The 16676-nt window shown below is 60.3% G+C and carries 17 protein-coding genes and 1 tRNA gene; 6 read left to right on the forward strand and 12 right to left on the reverse strand.

Going from position 1 to position 16676, the window contains the following annotated elements; genetic code table 11:
* The first annotated feature begins 8 nt into the window (after positions 1 to 8).
* Entirely contained in the window at positions 9 to 740 is a 732-nt protein-coding gene (locus tag RBB16_RS08415; RefSeq protein WP_306045737.1) for a CatB-related O-acetyltransferase, read from the forward strand.
* A 117-nt stretch (positions 741 to 857) separates the two neighbouring features.
* On the opposite strand, the gene RBB16_RS08420 is transcribed toward RBB16_RS08415, so the two are convergent.
* Positions 858 to 1772, reverse strand: coding sequence for an ABC transporter permease (locus tag RBB16_RS08420; RefSeq protein ID WP_306045738.1), 915 nt, complete (start codon positions 1770 to 1772; stop codon positions 858 to 860).
* 190 nt (positions 1773 to 1962) lie between these two features.
* Here RBB16_RS08420 and RBB16_RS08425 point away from each other — a divergent pair, with 190 nt between their 5' ends.
* The 3 genes from RBB16_RS08425 (at position 1963) to RBB16_RS08435 (ending at position 4434) form a co-directional block, all read left to right on the forward strand.
* On the forward strand, positions 1963 to 3042 hold the full coding sequence (locus RBB16_RS08425; protein ID WP_306045739.1) for a capsule biosynthesis protein: 1080 nt from the start codon (positions 1963 to 1965) through the stop codon (positions 3040 to 3042).
* A 13-nt stretch (positions 3043 to 3055) separates the two neighbouring features.
* Positions 3056 to 3715 (forward strand): ABC transporter ATP-binding protein, encoded by a 660-nt coding sequence (locus tag RBB16_RS08430; RefSeq protein WP_306045740.1) that lies wholly within the window; start codon positions 3056 to 3058, stop codon positions 3713 to 3715.
* A 62-nt stretch (positions 3716 to 3777) separates the two neighbouring features.
* A complete protein-coding gene (locus RBB16_RS08435) occupies positions 3778 to 4434 on the forward strand; it encodes an alpha/beta hydrolase (RefSeq protein ID WP_306045751.1) in 657 nt (218 codons plus the stop codon).
* A 142-nt stretch (positions 4435 to 4576) separates the two neighbouring features.
* On the opposite strand, the gene RBB16_RS08440 is transcribed toward RBB16_RS08435, so the two are convergent.
* The 4 genes from RBB16_RS08440 to RBB16_RS08455 all read right to left on the reverse strand — a co-directional run bounded on the left by RBB16_RS08440 (position 4577) and on the right by RBB16_RS08455 (position 9834).
* A complete protein-coding gene (locus tag RBB16_RS08440; RefSeq protein WP_071690912.1) occupies positions 4577 to 4903 on the reverse strand; it encodes a hypothetical protein in 327 nt (108 codons plus the stop codon).
* 98 nt (positions 4904 to 5001) lie between these two features.
* Entirely contained in the window at positions 5002 to 5670 is a 669-nt protein-coding gene (locus RBB16_RS08445) for a YjbF family lipoprotein (protein ID WP_158514341.1), read from the reverse strand.
* On the reverse strand, positions 5667 to 7829 hold the full coding sequence (locus RBB16_RS08450) for a YjbH domain-containing protein (RefSeq protein ID WP_306045741.1): 2163 nt from the start codon (positions 7827 to 7829) through the stop codon (positions 5667 to 5669). Before RBB16_RS08450 ends, RBB16_RS08445 begins: the two co-directional genes overlap by 4 nt.
* 124 nt (positions 7830 to 7953) lie before the next feature.
* On the reverse strand, positions 7954 to 9834 hold the full coding sequence (locus RBB16_RS08455) for a nucleoside-diphosphate sugar epimerase/dehydratase (RefSeq protein ID WP_306045742.1): 1881 nt from the start codon (positions 9832 to 9834) through the stop codon (positions 7954 to 7956).
* A 355-nt stretch (positions 9835 to 10189) separates the two neighbouring features.
* Here RBB16_RS08455 and RBB16_RS08460 point away from each other — a divergent pair, with 355 nt between their 5' ends.
* Complete coding sequence (locus tag RBB16_RS08460) at positions 10190 to 11215, forward strand: NAD-dependent epimerase/dehydratase family protein (protein ID WP_306045743.1); 1026 nt, start codon at positions 10190 to 10192, stop codon at positions 11213 to 11215.
* 64 nt (positions 11216 to 11279) lie between these two features.
* Here the strand turns inward: RBB16_RS08460 and RBB16_RS08465 are convergent.
* The 6 genes from RBB16_RS08465 to RBB16_RS08490 form a co-directional block, all read right to left on the reverse strand.
* Positions 11280 to 11355 (reverse strand) — tRNA-Trp (locus RBB16_RS08465).
* Between the two features lie 38 nt (positions 11356 to 11393).
* Positions 11394 to 12584 (reverse strand): cation:proton antiporter, encoded by a 1191-nt coding sequence (locus RBB16_RS08470; RefSeq protein WP_306045744.1) that lies wholly within the window; start codon positions 12582 to 12584, stop codon positions 11394 to 11396.
* A 44-nt stretch (positions 12585 to 12628) separates the two neighbouring features.
* Positions 12629 to 12919 (reverse strand): hypothetical protein, encoded by a 291-nt coding sequence (locus RBB16_RS08475; protein ID WP_306045745.1) that lies wholly within the window; start codon positions 12917 to 12919, stop codon positions 12629 to 12631.
* A 96-nt stretch (positions 12920 to 13015) separates the two neighbouring features.
* Positions 13016 to 13663: a CatB-related O-acetyltransferase gene (locus tag RBB16_RS08480; protein WP_306045746.1), complete on the reverse strand. Its 648-nt coding sequence runs from the start codon at positions 13661 to 13663 to the stop codon at positions 13016 to 13018.
* 155 nt (positions 13664 to 13818) lie between these two features.
* Positions 13819 to 14610: an outer membrane protein gene (locus RBB16_RS08485; RefSeq protein ID WP_306045747.1), complete on the reverse strand. Its 792-nt coding sequence runs from the start codon at positions 14608 to 14610 to the stop codon at positions 13819 to 13821.
* Positions 14611 to 14757: 147 nt separating this feature from the next.
* Entirely contained in the window at positions 14758 to 15231 is a 474-nt protein-coding gene (locus RBB16_RS08490) for a hypothetical protein (RefSeq protein ID WP_306045748.1), read from the reverse strand.
* Positions 15232 to 15252: 21 nt separating this feature from the next.
* Here RBB16_RS08490 and RBB16_RS08495 point away from each other — a divergent pair, with 21 nt between their 5' ends.
* Positions 15253 to 15630: a hypothetical protein gene (locus RBB16_RS08495; RefSeq protein WP_306045749.1), complete on the forward strand. Its 378-nt coding sequence runs from the start codon at positions 15253 to 15255 to the stop codon at positions 15628 to 15630.
* Between the two features lie 41 nt (positions 15631 to 15671).
* Here the strand turns inward: RBB16_RS08495 and RBB16_RS08500 are convergent, their stop codons facing one another.
* Complete coding sequence (locus RBB16_RS08500; RefSeq protein WP_306045750.1) at positions 15672 to 16445, reverse strand: hypothetical protein; 774 nt, start codon at positions 16443 to 16445, stop codon at positions 15672 to 15674.
* Between the last annotated feature and the right edge of the window lie 231 nt (positions 16446 to 16676).

A 16676-nucleotide genomic window follows, 5' to 3' on the forward strand; every position in this document is an offset into this window, starting at 1 on the left:
ACGACAAAATGAGCATGATCTCGGTTCCGATCGCAACGCTGCAAAGCAAGGGCATTGAAGTGTTGCCACGTGGCCCCGATGCGAATCTCAATCTGCCGCGTGACAGCAGGATCGAGGCCCCGTCGAGCCTCAAGTGGACCCAGTACGAGCATTCCATTCACCTTGGCGCATTCTCCTACCAGGTTTCCGGGTATTGTTTTGCAGCCCGCATCGGCCGGTACTGTTCCTTCGGGGAGAACGTGCAGATCGGGCGGCAAAACCACCCGCTTCACTGGGTCTCGACCAGCCCCGCCTTCTATCTGGGCGACCGCCTTTATGGTCTCGGGAATGGGTTTCGGGATGCCGCGGCCTATCACAGCTACAAGTTCAGCTATCAAGGGCCGGCAACCAAGGCAAAGATCACGACGATTGGAAACGATGTCTGGATCGGGCACGGTGCCTATATCGGGGCCGGTGTCACGATCGGCGATGGCGCGATTGTTGCCGCACACGCGGTTGTATCCAAGGACGTGCCCCCTTTCGCGGTCGTTGCCGGCAATCCCGCCACGATCAAGAAATACCGGCTGCCCATGCAGCTTGCGGCACAGATACTGCGATCACGCTGGTGGCGCTTCGCGCCGTGGCAGCTGCAGCATCTCGACCCTTCCAACCCCAAGGCTTTCGCGGCTGCCGTCAATCGGATGACGGATGAGCCGGAGTTTTCGCCCGAGACGTTCATCGCGGAGGATTACAGGCCCTGACACCAGGCGACAACGCGCCGTCCTGTGCCAACGAAACATGAAGCCCCGGGATCATTGTGCGGGTCCGTCGATGGGGTTTGTCTTGGTTCGATCGTCGGGGCGCAGGCTTCTCGCGCCTCAGGAATGAAGCAGATCCCGATGATAGCGACGCAGGAACAGAAGGCCGAAGGCGCTTGTCACCAGGGCAATGGAAAACACATAGCCCGGAGAAACATAGTCCCCCCCATAGTTGACGTAGAAGGCTGCGCGCATCTCTCCGGTGATATGCATGACCGGATTGTACCAGAGGTAAGACCGATACGGTTCGGGGATGTCATCATACATGAAGAAGATCCCCGAGATGAGGAACATCGGCCGCATCAGGATGCTCCAGACCTGCTGCCAGACCCGAAAGCGGGATGTCAGGAAGCAATTCAACACCCCTATTCCGAAGCTGAGCGAGCCGACCATCGCATAAGTCAATGCAACCCTGCCCATCACTGGGGTGGTTCTGGTTTCGAAAAGGAACAGAATGGATGCGATTAGAATGTAGCTAACCAGTAGTTGTGTAAGGGTATTCAGGATGAACCGTCCGATGATCGCGTCCATGAACGTTATCCTTGGATAGGCAAGGAACGCCTTGGAATAGTTCAGCGCCTGGCCGATCTTGCCTGCAAGATCCGTAAACATCATGAACGGAAGCAGACCGGTTGCATAGAAAAGCGCGAAGTTGGTGCCCAATGGGGGCGCCCGAAAGCCCGCCGAGAAGAATGCAACCATCATTCCGATACCCGCAGCCGGTTGAAGCACTGCCCAGATATATCCCCCGGGAGATCGGCCGTAGCTCGTGTTCATCTCTCTCAAGATCAGGGCCCCAATGGTGCGAACCGACGTGAAACGAGGAACCTGTCGAACGGATTTCGACGGTTTGCCGGCGGCCGATTCGATTACGGAAGACATATGAAGCCCGTGGAATGGATGCTGGAAAAAGCTGCTGTCATTGGTTAGCAAGAAGTCATAGTAATCTCCACCTTGCAAGGTCTTCCTGTTCATGGCCAATCCTCAAATGTCTGAGAACGCAAAAGGCGAAAAGCCGGTAACGCCACTGGCCGCCGCGTCTCCTCAGGCCGCGACAAACCCTGCGGCGAAGAAGGAGGCTCCTGGCGAAAATCAGACTGGCCCCAAGCGTGCAGCAACACCGGTTGCAGCAACCGCAAAATGGAGGTCACGGCATTGGGGACTTGTGTTTTCCCTGCTGATCATGGTCATTCTGCCGACGGCAATCTCGGCCTACTACCTGTGGTTCCGTGCTGCTGACCAGTATATTTCCCGTGTCGGCTTTTCGGTGCGCACCGAGGATTCCAGTTCTGCAATCGAGCTTTTGGGCGGTATCACGAACCTGTCCGGGTCAAGCTCTTCCGACACGGATATCCTCTATGAATTCCTGCAAAGTCAGGAGCTTGTCGAAAGAATCGACACGGAACTCGATCTCAGGTCGATCTGGTCGCGCGTGGACCCTGCCGACGATCCGGTATTTGCCTACCACGCGCCCGGCACCATCGAAGACCTGCTGGATCACTGGGAGCGCCAGGTGCGCATCTATTATGCCAGCGGCACCGGCCTGATCGACCTTGAAGTTCTGGCCTTCACACCCCAGGACGCACGGTCGATTGCTCAGCTGATTTTCGAAGAAAGCAGCGCGATGATCAACCAACTCTCGGCCATCGCCCGAGAGGATGCGATCAGCTATGCCCGAGATGAGCTGGATCAGGCAGAGGAGCGCCTCGCCCGCGCACGGATCGCCCTCGCTGAATGGCGCAACGAAAACCAGACGGTTGATCCGACGGCCGACACGGCTGGCCAGATGGGTCTGGTGACAAACCTGCAGGCGCAACTGGCCGAAGCGCTGATCGAGCTTGATATTCTTCGGGACACAACCACGCGGGACGATGACCCGAGGATTACCCAGGCAGAGCGCCGCATCACGGTTATCGAAAACCGCATCGATGCAGAGCGCGCCGTCCTTGGCACAAGTGGGGCGGGGCGCGTGGCCTTTGCCGATCTCGTCGGCGAATACGAGCGCCTGCAGGTCGACCGCGAGTTCGCCGAGCAGGCCTACACCACCGCCCTCGCGGCCTTCGATGGTGCCCGCAACGAGGCTCGACGGCAGAGTCGCTATCTTGCGGCCCATGTGCGCCCGTCCTTGGCGGAAAGCTCCGGCTTTCCGGATCGACCGGTAAAGCTGATCACGATCTCCATCTTTGCCTTTCTGATCTGGACCGTGGTAATTCTCGTGGCATACAGCCTGAGAGACAGACGGTGACGAGACCGAAAAGATGATCGAGTTTCGAAACCTGCGAAAAGAGTTCGTCCTGAACGGGCGGCGCAGGGTTGTGATCGACAACCTGAACATTGCCCTGCCAACCAACAGTTCGGTGGCTCTTCTGGGGCGCAACGGGGCTGGGAAGTCGACACTTCTGCAGCTGATCTCGGGCGCTATGGATCCAACGTCAGGCGAAATCAGGTCCAGCGGCTCGATCTCGTGGCCGGTCGGCTTTGCGGGATCGTTCCACCCGGATCTGACGGGCTTCCAGAACACCAAGTTCATTGCCCGTGTCTACGGGGTCGACACCGAAGAGCTCGCTGCTTTTGTCGAAGAATTCGCCGAACTTGGGCAGCACTACTACCTGCCGTTCAGATCCTATTCTTCGGGCATGCGATCTCGCCTGTCTTTCGGGGTGTCCATGGGAATTCCGTTCGACACCTATCTGGTGGACGAAGTGACCTCGGTGGGTGACATGGCTTTCCGTGAGAAAAGCCAAAGACTGTTCCTGGAGCGCATGGAAACAGCCGGCGCGTTCATGGTGAGCCACAATACAGAGCAGCTGCGCGACATGTGCAACGTCGGTGTGGTTCTGGAAGGGGGGCGCGCCATCTATTACGAAGACCTTGATGAAGCCATCGAACATCACAACCGCAACATGATGGGCTCGTGAAGGAAGGGAAGAATCCGCTGCATTTCTCCTCTACCAGAATTCGCTGGCGCCAATCCGCGTTGGTGTGCCCGGCAAGCATAAGGGAAAAGGCCCGGATCCTCGCCTTTCACGGCGGGGGTGGGGTGGATGGACGACCGGAGATGCTGGTCCCCTTCTGCACGGAGCTTGCAAGGGAGCACCCGGAACTCACCATCATCGCTGCCGAATACCGCACTCTGAACCGGAACAGGGCAACGCTGAAACAGATGCTGGCGGATGCCAGCCATGCGCTGAACTGGAGCCGCCGCAAAGCGCCGCCCGAGTCGAGTCTGTTCGTCATGGGCGCGTCGTTTGGTGGCCTTCTGGCGCTGGATGCGGTGTTTGCTGCGCCCGACCGGGTAAGCGGCCTTATTCTGCTCAATCCGGTGACGGATACTGCGAAGGGCGGCTTCTGCAATCGCGTTGTCCCGCCCGAAGGCCTTCCGGACATATCTCCGATGCAGCGATGGAAAGGCTGGCACCGGATGAACAGCCTGCGCTGCCTGACGGTTCACGGCAGTGACGACAATGTTGTTCCGATCGCCACCTCAAAGGCTTTCTGCGCCTTGTGGCCGCCGGATCGTTGCAGCTTCGTGGGATATCCGAATGTTGGGCATGGGTTCTTCAACCTGCCCGCACACAGCCCGTCTGTTTCCGAACTGATCCACGAGTTCATGGCATCGGACGGTCAGTCTGGCTAGGTCGCCCCCCGGCAGGCCGTCCGATGGTCCGGCCGCGCAGCACGCGCGTCATTGCCCTGATCGCGATACGCCATCAAACGCGCTTACAAAGAAAAGGGCGGCCCAAAGGAGCCGCCCGAATTCTTTTCGTCTGGCGAACGGATTAGCTGCCAGAGGTCGTGGTCGAAGAGGAACCATCGCCGATCAGGACCGCGGTCAGGATCAGGCCGCCACCGGCAGCAAGAAGGCCACCGCTGCCTGCGACGGTGCCAAGACCGGTTGCAGTTGCAGTCGCAGCAGCACTACCACCGGGCAGCCAGCCCAATGCGCGCGCTTCGTCTTCCTGAGCTGCGGTCAGTTCGCACTCAGCTTCTACCAGATCGACATTGCCGCCGAGCTGTTCACACTGGTCCACGGTAAGAGCGCTTGCGGCGGTCACGCAGAATGCGGAAACGGCCGTAGCTGCAAAAATGGTTTTCGAGATTTTCATCGGGTCAGTCTCCAATACACTACTTATCTTCAGCTAACACGATGGCTGTCGTGATTCAATCCGCGCAAGCGCGTCTCGGCTGATTTTTGCGATAGATGCTAGTTTATCACGCGTTCCAGATTGGCATAGCCCAATTCCGGACCAGCCCATTGACGCGATTGCCACAAATCACCGTCGCTTCCTTGCCAATAGGTGTTCACGAAAACCGGTGTGTCACGCCCATCCGCATGACATGTCTCGCTGAACCGGCGGGTGGCGTAGCTGCGACCAAGGATGTCGACCGTTTCGCTGCCTTCGGGAGTGAGCGAGCAATACAGACGAATCGCGTGAAGCTGCCCCTCGCCGTCAAGCGCCCGGAACAGGCGGGAATACTCTGCCGGCTGCCCCTGTGACAGGGCGCGATGCAGCGCTTCGGTCTCCAGGCTGTGCAGATCGGTGCCGAATCCCCGCGTATTCCGCAATAGGCCAGCGGCGGTGCTGACAGTGTTGCCATCGAGGCTGCGCCAGATGGTAACATCGCGGTTCGTGCCGTATTCCAGCAAACCCACGGAAATACCCGCATCCGGCATACGGACAACAAGCACAGGGGCCGTGATGCCCGCCTCGGCCAACGAGGCGCGTGTTGCCGTAAACTGCGAGGGCGCATCGCCCCGGTTGAACAAGCCGCCGCGAATCTGCTCGAACGCGGCCGCATACGGGCTGTTCGCCGCGTCCTGCCCGCATCCCGCAAGTGCCAAGAGCGCCATGAGTGCCAGAACTCGCTTCATCGCCACACCTGCGCCCATTGATCGTCGATATTACCCAGGTGCCCATCCCGGACCCGTTCATAAAGACGGTCTGGCACGCCAAGCCGCGCCCCGCCATCCCTGGTGATCGGCCGGATCGTGGTGCCGACGGACTGGCGGCTCGGCTGCCCGGTGAACCAGGTCACAGGTATCGAGAAGCGGATGCCCTTGTCGAAGCTGCCTTCGCCGAAATCCTCGGTCGACACATCGGTCAGGGTCATGAAGGCACCAACGCGCCAGCCATTGCGGAACTCCCGGTCGATGGACAATGTGGCACCCCAGTCCCCGGCAAGATAGCGCCCGGCATCTATCTGGACATGATAGCCATTGGCCATGTCGTAATAGGCCGACACATGCCCGGTCACGACGCCGTAATCCCTGAAACCCAGCCCCATATCGTAGTCACGCTGTCGGGCATAGTTGATCTCGGCCCCAAGCGCGAGGCGACTGTTGACCGGGCGCCACAGCAGTTCGGCCGACAGGCCGCCATACATCCGCTCCAGATACCCCACGGTCACACGGCCATAGAGATCATTGCCGAGGCTGCGGGCATGAGAAAAGGTCAGCCTTTCCACCGCAATGCCGGTCTGCCGGTCGTAAAGCGGGCTGCTGGTCCGGACCGGCGGCAGATTAGACGGCGAGGTGCGCGCCTGATCGAGATTACCAGCCAGTCTCTGGGTCAGTGCGCCGTCAATTCTCCATCCGGGATGGAACTCGTAGGACGCAGACAGACGCACACCCAGGTTGATGAGAATGGGGTTGTCAGGGTCAAAGTAGCTGGTCCGCGTATAGGGCCTCAGAGACCAGTCAAAGCGGGGGAACACGCCGTCCACGAGGTCTTCCGCCTCGGTCGGCTGCGCAGCCCGCAGGCCTGCAACCGCCTGCAGCGCCTCGGTTGCATTCGGCTCCTGCTCCAGCGCCTCCATATCCGACCGGCGCAATGTCAGGGTGGAGACGGCGAGCCCTTCGTCCAGCAGGGTGATATGGAAGGTTTCGACCGAAGGTGGCAGGATTTCCGCCATCACCCGCGCGGACCGGCCAAGCGCCTGCGCAACGGCGGTGTAACGGGTGTTTTCGATCCGGATCTCTGCCTCATAGGCCCCCAGATCATATGCGATAAGGTCCTGCCCCTCGGCTTCGAGCGCTTCCCGCAACCGTTCCCCGAGCGCAGGGCGCGCACGCGGGTTCTCTACCCAGTCCACGGTCCAAAGGTCAGGGTTTTCAGCCGGATCGGGACGGATGGCCAACGGGCCGGGAACCGGGCGATTGCTGACTGGCGTAACGGGACGGCTTGGATTGAAGCTGAAAGCGAGGTTCACACCGACTTCGGACCCATAGAGATAGTAGGCCCCCAGTCGAAGCGAGCGGTTCACCTGGTACTCAACACCAAAGTTCCACGGTGACCGGCGTTCGAACACGCCCTGTGCGGTTTCGGTCCGGTAGGCGTCCGAGGAATACTCGACGATCACCCCAAGCCGGTCCGTCGGTTGCCATTCGATGCCGCCAAAGAAAGCCGCCTGGCCCCGAAACCACTGATCATAAGAGATTTCGCCGCCGGTATCGCCGGGCACAAAGCTCGGCCGCACATTGCTGAACGGTGCGCCGAAGGAATTGTAGCTGCCCAAACGCCCCCAACCAACACCGCCGGTCACCGTAAGCGTATCCCCGAATGACCGGCTGGCGACAATGTATTCGCCCGCGTAGATCCCGGTGCCCACGAAATCCTGCAACCCGATGGCGACCGAGGGCCACCAGCCGCCCTCCTGCTGCTGCAAAAGCTGGTAGCGCAGGTCGAAACTGCGGTCGAAATAGGTTTCGAACCCGGCAAGGTTCAGCCCCTCAGTCGCAGAGTAGCGGAACGATCCTGACAATCTGGGCGATATCTGAAAGCTCAGCGTATTGCGGGTGATGCCGCCGAAATGCGAGATCGTGGTCGAGAACTCGCCGTCCGGCATGACCTCGGCCGATGGCATGTCGATCAGGCCAGCGGTGCCATAGAAGTTGAGCGTGGGACGCGGGCCTGACACAGGGGTGCCGATGATATCGGCCTGCGCAACAGGGCCGAAGAGACCGCCAAGGATCACCGTGACGGCTGCAATGGCAGGTTTTGCAATACCCCCGAAATCTAGAAATCCGCGCACACCCGTTCTCCTGCTTTGAGGTTCTTAGACCACGCGCGCCGGGGCATGATCAAGCTTGCGCCTCTGCCGCTTCGGACGCTTTTGCCCGAAGCGCGTCTTTCAGGTGACAGACCTTGATCAAGGCTTAATTGCCACCCTGAAGGGTTGCGGCATTCTGTGCGTCGCGGCCCTCGATCCAACGATCGAGCACCGCAAATGCAGCTGCCTTATCGCCGCCGGAAATCGCTTCTCGCAAGCTGCGCAAGGCCGATGCCACCTCGATCTCGGACAAGGCCTGTTCACGGGCAGCAAAGATCTTGGGATGAGCCGTGGTCAGCCGATCCTTGCTAAGCGTCAACTCCTCGCGGAGCTTCTCACCCTGACGCAGCCCGATGAAGGAAATCTCGATATCCCCGTCTGGGTTGTTTTCGTCCCGCACGGTGTATCCGGAACTCTCGATGACCTGTCGGGCAAGCCGTTCAATGGACACCTCTTCGCCCATGTCCAGAACGAATACCTCGCCGCCAGAGGCCATGGCCCCGGCGCGCAGGACCAGATGCACGGCTTCGCGGACCGTCATGAAATAACGGCGAACGTCCTTGTGGGTCACGGTGACCGGCCCGCCGCGGCTGATCTGTTCCTGAAAGATCGGCACGACGGAGCCAGAGGATCCGAGCACATTACCGAACCGGACGATCGAGAAAATCGTCCCAGTGGTGCGAATGGCCAGATCCTGCACCACCAGTTCCGCCAGCCGTTTCGAAGCGCCCATGACGGAGGACGGGCGCACGGCCTTGTCCGACGACACGAGCACGAAACGTTCCACGCCGGCGGATTCGGCCTCTCTTGCGAGGGTTTGGGTCCCAAGAACGTTGTTGGACAACCCCGACAGGGGATTGGCCTCGACCAGGGAAACATGTTTGTAGGCGGCTGCGTGCACGACGATCTGCACATGGTATTCGTCCAGAACCAACCGAACCTGACGTGCGTCCGCTACCGAGCCCAGGACAGAAACCAGCTCCACACCCGATTCCTCGGCCATCGGACGCAGTTCCATGTCGATATTGAACAGGGCATATTCGCTCAACTCATACAGGATGAGCTTCTTGGGACGGCAGGCCAGAACCTGACGTGACAGTTCTGCCCCGATAGAACCGCCTGCGCCGGAGATCAGGACCGTGCGGCCGGAGTAGCTGTTTCCCTCATCCCCGAGCGAGGTGACAACGGGTGCCCGGCCGAGGAACTGGGCGGGCTTTACCGGGGTCAGCTTCTCGACCAGCGGCTCTTCCCCGATCAGCTGCGCGAAGGAGGGGAGTGTCTGCACCTCCAGCCCCATTTTTTGCAGGCGGCGCGCAATCTGTGCCTGCTTGGGTTGGCTGAGAGACGGGATCGCCAGAAGGACGCGGCGAATGCTCTTTTCCTGAACGATCCGCGCGATACTGGCGGGCGTGTAGACCGGCAGGCCGGCAATCAGAACGCCCTGCAAGGCGGTATTGTCATCCACGAAGGCAACCGGGTCGATCCCCTCATGGGTTCTCAGGGCTGTGGCCAACTGGGTGCCCGTTGTGCCTGCCCCGTAGATCAACACCCTGCATCGCGGAATTTCACGCCGGTAGATCGCAACCACGATCTGGTACATGACAACACGACTGACCGCCGAGAACATGAAGAAGCAGATTGCGAAGACGATGCTGTTCCCGATCGGAACATTCAATTGGAAAAGCCACCCCAATCCCGCCAGACTTGCCCCGAGATACGCGGCGAAAACGGCCGTCTTCGCCAGAGCCCGCCCTTCATAGGCATTGAGCTGGATCTGTGGAATGCCCAGGGCGATGGCCACGCCAGCCGCGACAGCCAGCAAATATGGCAGCACGGGAAGAAGCAGCGACAGGGTTTCCAGAGGCGTGCGCGGATCCGCCTGAACCGCAAAGGTGAAAACAAGCGCAAGCGGAACCAGGCCAAGGTCGAGGATCAGAAGGACGTTTCTTTTCTGATTTCGCGTCAGGGATTTGACCAGGCTCAGCATGCAGAACTACCTACGGACTTAATAAACCGCGAAACATTCGCAGGATTGCTTTCAGAATGCCTTTTTTTGGGCATTCGCCCATAAAAAGCCGTTTCAAGTGACAACAGAAACGCACAATGCCACTTTTTCAGCCTCTTTGACTTTAGCGATCCCTGTCATAAGGCACAAGAAGTCTCTCGCCGCCGCGCGGTATGCTGCCGAAGATACCATCATACCCGGGCGAATACGTGTCTGTTTGCTATCTGACACGTCAACGCTGCGAAGCGGCATGTGAGCTATCAGTTTTCAAAGCTGCTGCAAGCCTGTACACAACTGCAAAAACCACGCTTTTCAGTAGATGACGAAGGCCTTTCACATGCCCCAGCCACAGCGCACCGCACTTGTGACGGGGTCTGCCGGTTTCATCGGCTTTCACCTCTCGTCGACGCTTCTGAATGCCGGATGGCGGGTGATCGGTGTGGATGCGATGACCGACTACTACGACGTCGCGCTCAAGGAAAAGCGGCAGGCGATGCTGCTCCGGTCGCGCCGCTTTCGGGCCATCAATGACCGGATCGAACAGCCCGGCCTGCTGGAAACGCTGTTTTCCGACCATCGCCCCGATGCGGTCATCCACCTCGCGGCGCAGGCGGGGGTGCGCTATTCCATCGAGGCACCGGAAAGCTATGTCGAGGCCAACCTGATCGGCACCTTCCGCCTGCTGGAAGCCGCGCGCGCCTATCCGCCCGCGCATCTGCTGCTGGCCTCCACCAGTTCGGTCTACGGGGCGAACCCGGACATGCCCTATGCGGAAACGGACAAGGCCGACACCCAGATGTCTTTCTATGCGGCCACCAAGAAGGCCAATGAGGTCATGGCGCATAGCTATGCACATCTCTACGGCCTGCCCACTACGATGTTCCGCTTCTTCACGGTCTACGGTCCGTGGGGACGGCCCGACATGGCGCTGTTCAAATTCACACGCGCGATTCTGTCGGATGAGCCGATCGACGTCTACAATCACGGAAAGATGCAGCGGGATTTCACCTATGTGGATGATCTCGTTGCCGGAATCGAGAAACTGATCGACGTTGCCCCGGTTCGCCCGACTGATGGCACCGCACCACCGGAGGGCGATAGCCTGTCGCCCGTCGCCCCCTATCGGGTCGTCAATATCGGGAATTCAAACCCGGTCCCATTGATGGAGTTCATTGCGGCAATCGAAGCGGCAACCGGTCGCGCGGCCCGCAAGAACCTGATGGCCATGCAACCCGGCGATGTGCCCGCGACATGGGCGGAGACCACGCTTCTGAAACGCCTGACCGGCCACATCCCATCGACCTCGGTCGCGGATGGCGTGGCAAGGTTCGTCGAGTGGTACCGAGACTACTACGATCTGTGACCGCGTGGGGCCTTCGGGCAGGATCGAAAGAAAAAGCCCGGCGAGAACCGCCGGGCTTTTCGAGTGGCAGGGGCGGCAGGATTCGAACCCGCGGCCTGCGGATTTGGAATCCGCTGCTCTACCAACTGAGCTACACCCCTGTACTGGAGCCACCGGTTAAGGCATCGCACAGGCGGAATCAAGGCCCCTTTGCAGGCGGCTGACCGCTTTCTTTCCCGGCAACGCGGCGTAGCGCAAATAGCGTGGCGGGAGGCCCCAGAAGCTCGAACACGACCGTTGTTCCGATGGTCAGCGTGATGATCGTATCCCCCCAGTCGGGGAAGCTTTCCGCCGCGACCAGCGCCATGCCGATCGCCACGCCAGCCTGCGGCAGAAGGGCGATACCGAACCAGGGGCGTTCCACTGCGCTTTCCCCCCCAAGCCGCGCGCCGATCCAGCCGCCGACGATGCGCGCTGCAATGCGCAGCGTCAGATAGGCGAGCCCGAGACCGCCCATGGTGGCCAGGTGCCCCAGTTCCAGCGACACGCCCGCCAGCAGAAAGAACAGCACCATGAAGGGCCATCGGGCGTTTTCGATCTCGTGGAAGGCCTGCCGATGATGCCGGGCAAAATTGACGATCAGCATGCCCGCCGTCATCCCCGCAAGCAGGTAAGAGACCTCCAGCCAGATCGCCAGCCCTGCGGTCAGAAAGACAAGGCCGAGCGCCTCGGTCTGCAAGGGTTCCCCCGGTTTGATCCGGCCCGTCAGCATCGCCCCCGGCCCCCCGATGACAGCCCCAAGCAGCAGCGCCCCGCCGATTTCGCGCAGCGCGTCCAGCAATACCCCTTCATGGCCGTTGCCATATAGCTCGCCCGCTGCAACAGCCATCAGGCTGAAGGCAAGCAATCCCCAGGCGTCATCCACGGCGACGATGCCGCGCAGCTTGTCGGGGAAAGCGCCGGTCATGCCCGACTGGCGGATCGCGTCCTCGGTCGCGGCGGGCGCGGTGGCGGTGGCAATCGCCCCCAGAAGCAGGGCCAGAACGAGCGGGACGCCAATCAGTGCCAGACCTCCCGCAACGACCAGCAACGTCACCAGCACGATGCTGATTGAAATCACCACGATCTCGGTCCCGTGCGCGGCAAGGTTTCGCCGGGTCAATGCGCTGCCAAGCAGGAACGCGACCATGGTCAGGGCCGACACAGACAGGAATTCGTACCACGCCTCCGCCTCTGAAGGCACGAGATCCAGCCCCGATCTGCCCGCAACCACACCGGCCAGCAGCAGCAACGTCACGCGTGGCAAGCGTGTACGCCGCCCGATCTCATCGGCGGCAAGGCCAACCAGAAACAGGACGCCAAGTGTCAGAAGGGTAAGATCGAGTCTCATGTCCGCAAGCTAGCAGCGGACACGGCCCAAGACATTGCGCGAGATCAGAGTGCCGCCAGATTGCGCCCGAACAAGAGCACATCCAGCCCCCCGAGAATGGCAATGACCTGCCCCCGGATTCGGGAGGGGGAGCGACTGCTGTGCAGAACGGCATGAAGCGATGCAATCTGTCCCGCCGACAGGGACCGTACATCGACCCCCTGCACATAGTTCGGCAGTTCTTGCTCCACAGACAGGATCAGCTGTTCGCTCACGCGCTGTTGCGCATCCGCAGGGGCACCTCCACCGATCAGCGCGAGGGTGAGGGCAAATGCAGTCAGGGTGGAACGGATCATGGTGTCGTACCTTTTGAATGTCCTGGGCCAGCCTATCACGGGCTGACCCAGGGGGCCATGCTTGGGCCGGGCTATGCGGGGAAAGCTGCCGATGCCTCACGCGCCTTGCAGCAGGCGCAGGTTGCCCGCGCACAGGGCCTCCTCGTTCTGCAAGATGCGTTCAATCGGCCAGTCCCACCAGCAAAGCTCCAGCAGGCAGGCGATGATGTCCTCGGAGAACCGCATTCGGATCACCTGTGCGGGATTGCCCGCGACAATGGCATAGGGCGGGATCTCACCCGACACGACCGCGCCGCTGCCGATGATGCAGCCACTGCCGATCCGGGCACCGGGCAGCACCCGCACCCCCTGCCCCAGCCAAACATCATGGCCGATCACCGTGTCGGGACCGGGCCCCGGCATCGAGGGCCGTCCGGCAGCGGGCCCGCCTCCGAAGATCGCGAAGGGGAAGCTGGTGAACCCGTCATAGCGGTGATTGGCCGATGCGGTGATGAACTGCACCCCGTCGGCAATCTGGCAGAACTTGCCGATGATCAGCCGCTCGGGCGAGAAATCATAGAGATAGGGCGCAAGGTGAAATGCCCAATCCGACGGGGGATGGTGGGCGCTGGCATAGCTGTAGGCCCCGATGTCCCATCGGGGGTGGTCGATCACGGGCTTGAGAAAAACTGTCCCCGCGTGAACTTTGCCATCGGGCAAGGGAACCGGGTGCACGGTGTCTGGCGAGGGGTATAGGTCATCCATGGAATGGGCCTTTCTTGTCTGAATGGAAACGGTTCAGATCGCGGCTTTGTCCATGACACCCTCCCTTGGTTGAGACACGGTTATATCTCATCGAGACAAAAAGAGAAGGGCCACCCCGGAGGGCGGCCCTTCCCTGACCTTCATGATCGGTCGGATCAGAGACGCTGAAGCGGAATTCGAATGCCCAGGCTGAACACCTGACGGGTGTTTTCGTATGTCAACGGCACAAGCGGTGCGCCGGCCCCATTGCCGGGCAGAGGCGTGGACCCGCCCGAAGCTTCCCCGAGATCGAAGTATCGCCAGGATGCCTCGACAATGACCGGATGCTGGCCGGGACGCGAGATCTGCCATGCGGCCCCAAGACCGACGGACCACGCGAACTGCGTATCGGTATTGCCTTCAAAACTACGGAACGGACGAGTGGAGGGGCTGCCGGGATTCGCGGCGCGTGTCCATTCACTGACTTCATTGCGTGAAAAACCGATACCTGCGACCAGGAAAGGCTGGAACACCGAGGCGTTTCCACGATGTTCGAACGGTGCGTAATAGACATTCCCCATCACGACCGTGCTGTTGACCGAGCCTCCGGAAATATCCGCGTGATCATTGCAGGGTGTCGCATTGGAAACCGAGACACACGGACCCAAAGCGTCCGTATCTCCGAACCGGCTGAGCGCCAGTTCCCCGCGAAAGCCGTTCTGCCAATCAAAGCCAAGTGCGATTTCCCCGAAACCGCCAGAGTCATCGCCAAGATCAAAGAAGATGGTGGGATCTCCGCCACCGTTCTGCCATCGCCCATCATCGTAGTCGCTTGCGGATGTGCCAAACGACAGCCGACCGTATGGCCCGTATGTTACGCTTGCCGTCTGAGCGCTCGCCACAGACGATGCAATCCCCGTCGCAACAGCGGCCAGAATTGCCAAAACTCGTTTTGTCCCACGTATCATTCTTGTTCTCCGATCCAGGTGCCCGCTCATCAATATAGCGACTCGGTTGGAATATCTTCTCGGAAAATAGTTAACTCGACCAATCAATAAGGGTCAACGCCCGGAGAAGGGAAACCTTCTCCGGGCGTTGGATGCGTTGCAGTAATGTCAACCGTGGCCTTCAGCGATCGCCTGGCGCACTGCCTCTGCCGCTGTGGCCAGATCTGCGACCTGTTGCGGTGACATGTCCATCTCCATGATGACAGACAGCGCGACCACCGTATCTTCCGAAATAGGAATACTCTTGTCCGACGCTGCGCCCAAAGCGACCGCCGCAAGTGTCATCGCATCATTACTGATTCCCAAGGATGCGGGGCTGGCTTCGCCTGTCATGAGCGCTTCGAGTATCGACAGGTTCTGAAGAGGCGAATCGATGAATGAGACGCCGTCCCAGTTGTTTACCAACTGATCAAGCATATCATCCATGGACAGGTTGTAGAACGCGATCATCTCGGGCGTCATGGTGGCAAGCGCTTCGTTATAGGCGCGTTCAAGGACGTGATCAGGCGAGCGGGCGACATTCAGTCGACCAAGTTCCACCTCGGGAATTCCCTCTCCGGCCCATGTCGGGCGGGAGTCCATGCCGCCTTCACCGCCGCCCCCTTGCGCGGAACCACCCTGGCCTTGGCCTTCTCCCCCGTGATCGCCGCTATCGTGGCCGCCATCGTTGTGGCCACCCTGACCGCCTTCGTGGCCACCACCTTCATGACCCCCATCATCGTGGCCATCATCATCATGGCCACCGTCATCATGGCCGCCACCCGATCCTCCGGAACCACCCCCTGCGCCTTCGCCGGGGCCTTCGCCGGGGCCGGAATGCTGATCCGCAAATGCGGGACTACCATTCACCAAGATACCAACAGGCAGAGCGGTCGCGCCAATCACAGCCGCAATGGCCAAGGCCGAGAGGCCCGCGCGCGTTGCAAGATTGCTCAAAGTCTCAAGGGACATCATGTCCTCCAATCTGTCGGGTTTCCGTGATGCGCGGCGCCCCTTGTGCAGACGGCGCCGCGCGGCTGGTATCAACCGTGGCCTGCAAGGACCGCGATTCGGATGGACTCGGCCGCCGTTGCCAACGCCACGGCCTCAGCTTCGGTCATGGGCATCTCGAATATGACAGAGATAGCGTAGGCCGTTTCCGCCGTGATCGGCACGGTCTTGTCAGACGCAACGCCAAGCGTCACAGCCATGATCGTGAACGTGTCATTGGTGATCCCGTAGGCACTGAGGTCGATTCCGCCATCCAGCGCATCACGGAAGATCGCCAGGTTCTGAAGCGGCGAATCGATCAGGGCGATGTCATCCCAGTTCAAGGACAGTTCCGTGATCATGTCTTCCAGCGACAGGTTGTAGAAATCTGCCATATCCGCAATCGTCAGCATCGCCTCGTCGTAGGCGCGATCGAGAACATGATCTGGCGAGCGCGCGACGCTCAGGCGTCCAAGCTCCACCTCCGGAATGCCTTCCGACGCCCAGGGCGGCCGCCCGCCACCCGCGCTGTCCGATGGGCCACCCGCCTGTGGGCCAACTCCGTCGGAGTCCTCACCGGGTCCGCCATGGCCTTGACCCTGGCCCCCTTGATTGCCTTGCCCGCTTTGCGCACCTTGGCCACCCTGGCCCTGACCGCCCGCGTTGCCATTTCCGCCGTTGGACCCTTCACCATCGCCATCCTCGTCGGCCCAAGCAGCATCAAACCCAAACGAGGCCGGAGCAACAATGGCCCCCGTTGCAACGATAGCGCCAAGCGCGAAAGCAGAGACCGTTTTCAGCAGAAACTTGTTAAATGGTGTTGTCATGATCGTTTCCTCCATTTGCCAACAAGATGTGTGGCAAAGAGGATGGAAGCACATCATACGACATCGCAACATTAACACATGTCAACTAAATCGAATTATTCGCGCGGGCCAGTTCCATGCCCGTCACTTCGGAGGAAGAGCCATACGCCCAATCAAAAAGGCCCGCTCGGTTGAGCGGGCCTTTTCGTTAGTCTTGGTGATCCGGTCGCTTAGGCGAGGATCTTGGACACG

Source organism: Nioella sp. MMSF_3534, from assembly GCF_030732985.1.
Taxonomy (GTDB): Bacteria; Pseudomonadota; Alphaproteobacteria; order Rhodobacterales; family Rhodobacteraceae; genus Nioella.

Coding starts and splice junctions, on each gene's coding strand:
- RBB16_RS08480 (WP_306045746.1), bottom strand. CDS start 13,663: ATGGATGACCTATACCCCTCGCCAGACACCGTGCACCCGGTTCCCTTG.
- RBB16_RS08445 (WP_158514341.1), bottom strand. CDS start 5,670: ATGAAGCGAGTTCTGGCACTCATGGCGCTCTTGGCACTTGCGGGATGC.
- RBB16_RS08470 (WP_306045744.1), bottom strand. CDS start 12,584: ATGAGACTCGATCTTACCCTTCTGACACTTGGCGTCCTGTTTCTGGTT.
- RBB16_RS08455 (WP_306045742.1), bottom strand. CDS start 9,834: ATGCTGAGCCTGGTCAAATCCCTGACGCGAAATCAGAAAAGAAACGTC.
- RBB16_RS08475 (WP_306045745.1), bottom strand. CDS start 12,919: ATGATCCGTTCCACCCTGACTGCATTTGCCCTCACCCTCGCGCTGATC.
- RBB16_RS08415 (WP_306045737.1), top strand. CDS start 9: ATGAGCATGATCTCGGTTCCGATCGCAACGCTGCAAAGCAAGGGCATT.
- RBB16_RS08430 (WP_306045740.1), top strand. CDS start 3,056: ATGATCGAGTTTCGAAACCTGCGAAAAGAGTTCGTCCTGAACGGGCGG.
- RBB16_RS08440 (WP_071690912.1), bottom strand. CDS start 4,903: ATGAAAATCTCGAAAACCATTTTTGCAGCTACGGCCGTTTCCGCATTC.
- RBB16_RS08490 (WP_306045748.1), bottom strand. CDS start 15,231: ATGGACTCCCGCCCGACATGGGCCGGAGAGGGAATTCCCGAGGTGGAA.
- RBB16_RS08485 (WP_306045747.1), bottom strand. CDS start 14,610: ATGATACGTGGGACAAAACGAGTTTTGGCAATTCTGGCCGCTGTTGCG.
- RBB16_RS08500 (WP_306045750.1), bottom strand. CDS start 16,445: ATGACAACACCATTTAACAAGTTTCTGCTGAAAACGGTCTCTGCTTTC.
- RBB16_RS08460 (WP_306045743.1), top strand. CDS start 10,190: ATGCCCCAGCCACAGCGCACCGCACTTGTGACGGGGTCTGCCGGTTTC.
- RBB16_RS08420 (WP_306045738.1), bottom strand. CDS start 1,772: ATGAACAGGAAGACCTTGCAAGGTGGAGATTACTATGACTTCTTGCTA.